At 43.1% G+C, this 5,722-nt stretch carries 8 protein-coding genes; all 8 read right to left on the bottom strand.

The annotated features are described in order from the left end of the window. Window positions 1-96 precede the first annotated feature (96 nt). The 8 genes from HMPREF3179_RS01090 to HMPREF3179_RS01055 all read right to left on the bottom strand — a co-directional run bounded on the left by HMPREF3179_RS01090 (window position 97) and on the right by HMPREF3179_RS01055 (window position 5,661). Window positions 97-1,224: a DUF3800 domain-containing protein gene (locus tag HMPREF3179_RS01090; protein WP_036561168.1), complete on the bottom strand. Its 1,128-nt coding sequence runs from the start codon at window positions 1,222-1,224 to the stop codon at window positions 97-99. A 144-nt stretch (window positions 1,225-1,368) separates the two neighbouring features. Next, on the bottom strand, window positions 1,369-1,821 hold the full coding sequence (locus HMPREF3179_RS01085; protein WP_036561171.1) for a hypothetical protein: 453 nt from the start codon (window positions 1,819-1,821) through the stop codon (window positions 1,369-1,371). Further along, window positions 1,821-2,525 (bottom strand): hypothetical protein, encoded by a 705-nt coding sequence (locus HMPREF3179_RS01080; protein WP_036561174.1) that lies wholly within the window; start codon window positions 2,523-2,525, stop codon window positions 1,821-1,823. Before HMPREF3179_RS01080 ends, HMPREF3179_RS01085 begins: the two co-directional genes overlap by 1 nt. Before the next feature lie 103 nt (window positions 2,526-2,628). Next, window positions 2,629-3,147: a hypothetical protein gene (locus HMPREF3179_RS01075; RefSeq protein ID WP_052043726.1), complete on the bottom strand. Its 519-nt coding sequence runs from the start codon at window positions 3,145-3,147 to the stop codon at window positions 2,629-2,631. A 92-nt stretch (window positions 3,148-3,239) separates the two neighbouring features. Then, a complete protein-coding gene (locus HMPREF3179_RS01070) occupies window positions 3,240-3,617 on the bottom strand; it encodes a Sec-independent protein translocase family protein (protein WP_083290377.1) in 378 nt (125 codons plus the stop codon). A gap of 94 nt (window positions 3,618-3,711) precedes the next feature. Beyond that, the gene (locus HMPREF3179_RS01065) at window positions 3,712-4,056 is read right to left on the bottom strand and encodes an SHOCT domain-containing protein (RefSeq protein ID WP_036561193.1); all 345 of its coding nucleotides are present in this window, start codon (window positions 4,054-4,056) and stop codon (window positions 3,712-3,714) included. A gap of 74 nt (window positions 4,057-4,130) precedes the next feature. Beyond that, window positions 4,131-4,799 carry an RDD family protein gene (locus tag HMPREF3179_RS01060; RefSeq protein WP_052043728.1) on the bottom strand — a complete coding sequence of 223 codons (669 nt, stop codon included), beginning with the start codon at window positions 4,797-4,799 and terminating at the stop codon, window positions 4,131-4,133. A gap of 103 nt (window positions 4,800-4,902) precedes the next feature. Continuing rightward, window positions 4,903-5,661, bottom strand: a complete 759-nt coding sequence (locus tag HMPREF3179_RS01055) for a hypothetical protein (protein WP_070469336.1) — start codon at window positions 5,659-5,661, stop codon at window positions 4,903-4,905. Window positions 5,662-5,722: the final 61 nt, after the last annotated feature.

Raw genomic sequence — 5,722 nt, 5'->3', positions numbered from 1 at the left:
TCTTTCATTACAGTATTTCCATCTGGCTAACGCCCGCATTTGCGGCTGGTTTGGAGCGCAGCAAAAAACTAGTCCGCCAATATGCGCTTGTTATATTCACTTATCCATTGCTGCTTTTTGGTTGGCTTTAATTTTTTTATTTAGCTCTTTGCCTGCTTTTATCATCTCAGGCGTTAGTTCTTGCTGCATTAATTGATAGTGCCTAGCTTGGATAATTGCTAAAGACATTGATCTTGAAATAACGAAATCATCAGAGTTGTCTAATATCTTAGCCTTGGTTTCTTCAAGGCTATTATTTTTAACATCTCTTTGAATTAGCCATAGGAAAAGATCAGCTACTTGTAATCCATACGATATTTTTGAAGATTCTAATTTGAATTCTCCCAAGTCGTATTCGACCTCTTTAAATTGAGGGATACCACCGAATTTATCTTCTTCAAAATCGACACCAAAAAACATGCGGTGATACTCCCGCATCGATCCTTTGAATTCATCGCTCTGTTCATGAATAAGCTCAGAAACTGATACGCCATACTCTTTGCAAAACCTATGCGTGGCAGTTAATAAGCTAGAAAAAGCTATAATATTCGGCGTCTGTTTTTTATATGCGCTTTTACCTTTAGCTGATATTAGAGTGAAAATATCAGGGTTATCTATCGCGTAGCTTAGCCCTGCAGTGACGACTTCACATGCTCTTTTGTCGTAAATATATAGAGCTTTTTCCAGCAAGGCTTTGCATATATTGATTAGACCATCCAAATCGTCTTTTAAATAACAGTTCCAAAACTCAACGTCTAGATCGTCTTCCATCATGTCATCTATTAATATACATAATGTGTGTCTGAATAGTTCAGTTGTGTACCAGAAAGGATGGACGGCGGGGTTATCCCAACAATCAAAGACAGTATCAACAAATTTTGTAGGTGCTATATACCTTTTTTGAAGTGTTGTGTAATGAAATCTCCATTGAGTACCGTCTAAAGCCTCCAACAACTCTAAGCAAAGGCTATTTACTTTCTCTTCTCCAAGCTCGTAACCATGCAATCTTTCCAACCCGTTATCAGTGCAATATCTTTGAATTATTGGTGCAACTTTGGTTTCAATTTCACCAACGGATATTACTGCGCCTTGATAATAAAAAGGTGAATTTTCAATAAAAATCTCTTTTCCTGAGTGTCCTGACTCATCGGCATATATGAAAGCACCTTCTTTACCTTTGCTCATATCTACCCCTATGTGACCATGCCGGCCTGTGAATATAACGCCGTGCTCACCGGCACATGCTGCGGAGAGCGTTTTGTGTGATAATGGAGCGCAGCGACAGACACAAAACGAGCCTAGCAGTATGTGTCCGTGTGCAGCAATTTGTTAGGACTTCTTTAAGCTCAGCCAATTTTTATGAAAAACCGGCATTTTTCTTTTAACCGGGTATTTGTTATTGAAAAAATCGTACTTAGGCTGTGAATATACTTTCAAAACCCACTGTTCATCGTTATCAAAAAACGAAAACATAATATCTCCTGAATCAGAAAGAGAAACATTTCTGAGCATCCCTTCCGAATACATTGCAGAAAGCTCCAGTGAATCCATGAGATGCAAACTATTGCTAAAATAGTATACGTATAGCGCCTCTTCGAAAGGGTTTCCTTCCGTGACCAGAACAAGGAAACTTTCTCCAATTCGATACTGCGCTTCCAGCACCTTTCCTGAAACCTCAATTTGTTTTTTTAAACTTTTGTTTTCAAGCAATACTCTTGGCGTTTCATTAGGTTTTTCTATCGTATCTATTATATGAAATTCCTTTATTTCCTTTATGGGCATCAGAAAAACCACCCAAAAGTGAAATCAGCACCTAGCGCACCCAATGCACCACCTACAAACACCCCGATAGTGACACAAACAGGAGCACCCGGCCCACTGGCGAGTCCTGCCACCGCACCGCCAGCAGCACCTCCGGCGAAACCTCCACCAATTATGACTCCCTCTCTCGCCGTAGCAGTTACCTTATCTTCTGCAACAGCGATGTTGTAAACGGCAACGCCGATAGTAACAACCAACAGTCCTCGGCCCAGCTTACTATATTTACTGGCCTCAGCATTCATAGATGGTCTTGGTCTACCAGAGCTTTCTATAATCTCGAGATATACCCTATTTTGATTTTCGGCGGATAAATTCAAAAACGATTTACCAAACATGCTCTTTGCATATTTATCAGTCAATTCTGATAGTGTTAATCCCGTCTTCTTTAATTTTACCGCTATCGCTTTGCCTACATCACTTGTTCGTAAACGTTGCGCTTCAAGAATTTGGTTTCGTATCCCTTGAACCTGCTTTGCTGCTTCTTCTGCCGTTATTGCTCCAGAACTAACTTTTGCGCGGTATTCTTGAGCCAATTTTCTGGTTTGGTTGATGTAACTCATCCTGACCTTGCCATCATTTATAAACCTATGGGCAAAATTCATGGCGACTGACTCCATTTGAGATAAGGAACCTTCCAATAAACTTCTATCATAAACCTGACTCATTCAATTGATCCTCTTGTAGTCCTAACGTAGAGCTAAGCCGACCGCTGGAGCGTAGCGGAAGCGGGTCGGCTTGAGCGCCATGTTAGCCGATGTGTTGCTTTGATTACTGTTGTGCATCCCTCTCGCGACAACTCAATGAGGCAAATCTCCCTTGTGTAAGGGTGGCGTTAATCCCCACGCTGCTCAATTCCTCTTGGAGATTTACATTGTCTGTAAATGTGCAGCCGTTTATGCGTGCGAAATTTTCAAGATTTTTAGTATTCCCTATGACCTTGACTGTTACGCCGACACCCGGACTAACACAACATCCAATGTATTGTGACATGTATTCTTCTTCAATTACTATGAGGTCATGCCCCATGAATTTCGCTGGTTTATTCACGAGGTAATAATCAGTGTAATCGGCTCGTTGGTTAGGCTTTTTGTTAACTATCCCTTCTCGCATATAAGCCTGAATAGCCTTCCCAGAGTTGCCAATTCTTTCCGTTGTTCCTTTTTTTAGCCGTAGCGCACTGGTTAATCCGCTTTCTAGACTTTGGTCATTTAAAGCCATAACTTGACTATTGAAAACTGTAAAGAGAATCAGGGTAAAAATTGTACGAGTAATGTTGGGGTTATACATTTAAAGTTCCTTTCGTGGGTTTTGTGGAGGCTAACGAACGTAAGTAAGCCGCCCGCCGAAGGAGGGTCGGCTTGACTGCTCAGTTAGAATTTTTATTGTGCAATGCCGAGTTTTAGTTGTGCTATTCGGTTGATTTCTGGCTCGTCATTAAGTTGCCAACCGGAAGTCAGAAGTCTAGTCATATGCTGCTTGTTGTAAAGAAATGGCATAACAATTTGAAATAGACCAAAGGTGACGGCTGTTAGTATGAGGTGAAGTACGCCGACACCAATTTCTCCTCTAATTATTGGAACAAGCCATCCGAAGAGAAGGTATGTCCAGCAATAGCCGAAATATCCTTTTTTTACTAATCCGGATGCGCCATGTTTGACCATTACAGATTTTTGGGGGCCCATTATGGCAAAGCCAAGAATGACCGGGGAGAACATAATTAAAACAATAAGCCAATGCCAAATTGAAGAATAACCCATTTATTCACTCCTATAAAAAATCTAACGCCTCAATAACCGGCGCAGCTTTGCTGCGTCCGGCGCCGAAGGCGCGAAGTTGATTGACTTGTTATGTTCATAGGATTTTTTTCTTTAGTTCGGCTGCCTTTGCGTCGAACTCCTCTTGTGTTAATACACCTTCATCTAACAATTTTTTGTACTCAAGCAATTCCTCGCGCGCTCTCTTTTGAGAAATGTCTTTAGTTACTTTTCCTAAAAATGAAGGTCCAGAGTGAATTCCTATTGGAGAAGGAAGATTTACTCCCACCAGTATCAAGAGAGTAGTTACACCTGCATATACCATTCCGCCGTAGGCAAGAAAATTACCTGGACCTCTGATGTCGGCAAAATCATGCAAACTTGCCCCAACAACAAAAATTGCGCCGCCTACGAGAGCGTGAAAGAGTATTTTTTTAAACATCTAATATTCGACCTTGGTGAACATAACGCTTGAGTTAAGCCGCGCCGCGAAGCGGCGTCGGCTTGAACGAATTGTTAGGCATTGGCCGCGCTTCCGACAATGACAAATAGTAGAAACATAACGAAGAATCCGACAGCAACCATGATTCTTAGCGGGCCGATACGCTCGTGCATGACCGAAAATCCATCATCTCTATCCCAGCTTGTGATGCCGTTCTTTGTTAGTTTCCCATGCGCCACGATGAGAGTGATGAGACTTGCGAGTGGAAATCCAATGCCAAGGCCGCGCCACCAGACCTTGAAACTCCTTGAAAGCGCGGTGGAGTAATCAGGCTTTTCTCCAGATGGTGGAATAAGTCGAACCTTAAAGAGCCACTTGCCTGGAGTTGTACCGAACATTGAAAGAAACAACGATTCAATGAACACCCAAGCGAAGACCAAGGCAAGCCCGAACAACTGATCGCTTCCAGGCTCGCTGAATGCGTATGGATTTAGCATGCCTATCAATAGGCCGCCTACGATTGCGGCCAAGTAGATATCGAACATTCGCGCCCAGTACCTAACCCACGGGCGAACTGGCGCAGTAGATGGCGCGTTAGCCTCCGCTGGTGCTGGTGGAGTGGTGGACTCCACAATGCCAGAACCTTGTGTCGGCTGAAGGTTCGTGACGCCCCGTGGTGCTCCGCAGTGCCCGCAGAACTTCGCATCGCTCGCTGTTGCTTTGCCGCATTGAGTACAAAACATCGAATTCCCCTGTTCCAATGCCTAACGCCCGCAGCACGCGCGGCTTTGTAATGTAGGCGCAGCCGCAATGAAAAAGACGTCGCCGTGCCTGCGATTGTTATGCCTAGAACTGGACATTATTTTCTTTGTAATAGTTAATCATTCCGTACATGTCTTCGATGTATTTTACAAATTGCCCCATGTTTGCAAGCAGGACCCCTTTGTCCAGATTCGGCGGCAAATGCGGATGACCTGACTCATTCCTACAAATCCGACAAAACTGAAATATTTGCTCTATTTTCACCTCGATATCGTTTGTCCACCCGTAACCGTGGGGTTTATTAATCGAGCTTTTCCATGAGGCTTTGAATTCTTCAAAGACTTTTGAAATAAACTTCTTTGATGTTTTCGATATAAACCTATCTCGCATGGCTTGATCAGGGATGGCCTGGGTGTAAGCATCTATCAGTAAGTATATGGCCTTTTCAGAAGCGCCGCCCAATAGGAAGGCGCACCCTAAGTTCGATCCAGCCTTGATGGTTACAATGGCCTCTTCGATGAAACGAACGATAATTGGGTCTACATCAGGGATATTCTCCCTGAGAACCTCTGGAAATCGCTCGATTTCAAAAGGAAGCATTTCGCCGATGTTCTCTTCGTTTTCTACAGCTTCCTTGGCCTGCGACAATGCCGCTTTTAACTTTGATTCCGCCCCTTGAATTTGAATGGTGCCTGTAGAGTAAACTTTAACTACGCACTTCGCTTTACCATTTTGGACATCCAGGCGCTTGCAGCCTTGTTCATCCTTCTCTTGGAAAGAAAATTTATTTCGCTCAACGTATGATTTCATTTGAGCATAATTTGATTCCATTATTTCAGACACTCAGTCCTCCTTCGATTCTGGGAAAGGCATAACATGTATTAGATCGCCTTCCACATAAGCC

This window comes from Oligella sp. HMSC09E12 (assembly GCF_001808505.1).
GTDB lineage: Bacteria > Pseudomonadota > Gammaproteobacteria > Burkholderiales > Burkholderiaceae_B > Oligella > Oligella urethralis.
The sequence above is the reverse complement of the archived record's forward strand: the minus strand, read 5'-3'. Positions and strand labels throughout refer to the sequence as shown.

Bases quoted from the DNA above. Each gene is read 5' to 3' on its own strand.
- HMPREF3179_RS01085 (WP_036561171.1), bottom strand. From the start codon at position 1,821: ATGCCCATAAAGGAAATAAAGGAATTTCATATAATAGATACGATAGAA.
- HMPREF3179_RS01090 (WP_036561168.1), bottom strand. From the start codon at position 1,224: ATGAGCAAAGGTAAAGAAGGTGCTTTCATATATGCCGATGAGTCAGGA.
- HMPREF3179_RS01080 (WP_036561174.1), bottom strand. From the start codon at position 2,525: ATGAGTCAGGTTTATGATAGAAGTTTATTGGAAGGTTCCTTATCTCAA.
- HMPREF3179_RS01070 (WP_083290377.1), bottom strand. From the start codon at position 3,617: ATGGGTTATTCTTCAATTTGGCATTGGCTTATTGTTTTAATTATGTTC.
- HMPREF3179_RS01065 (WP_036561193.1), bottom strand. From the start codon at position 4,056: ATGTTTAAAAAAATACTCTTTCACGCTCTCGTAGGCGGCGCAATTTTT.
- HMPREF3179_RS01060 (WP_052043728.1), bottom strand. From the start codon at position 4,799: ATGTTTTGTACTCAATGCGGCAAAGCAACAGCGAGCGATGCGAAGTTC.
- HMPREF3179_RS01075 (WP_052043726.1), bottom strand. From the start codon at position 3,147: ATGTATAACCCCAACATTACTCGTACAATTTTTACCCTGATTCTCTTT.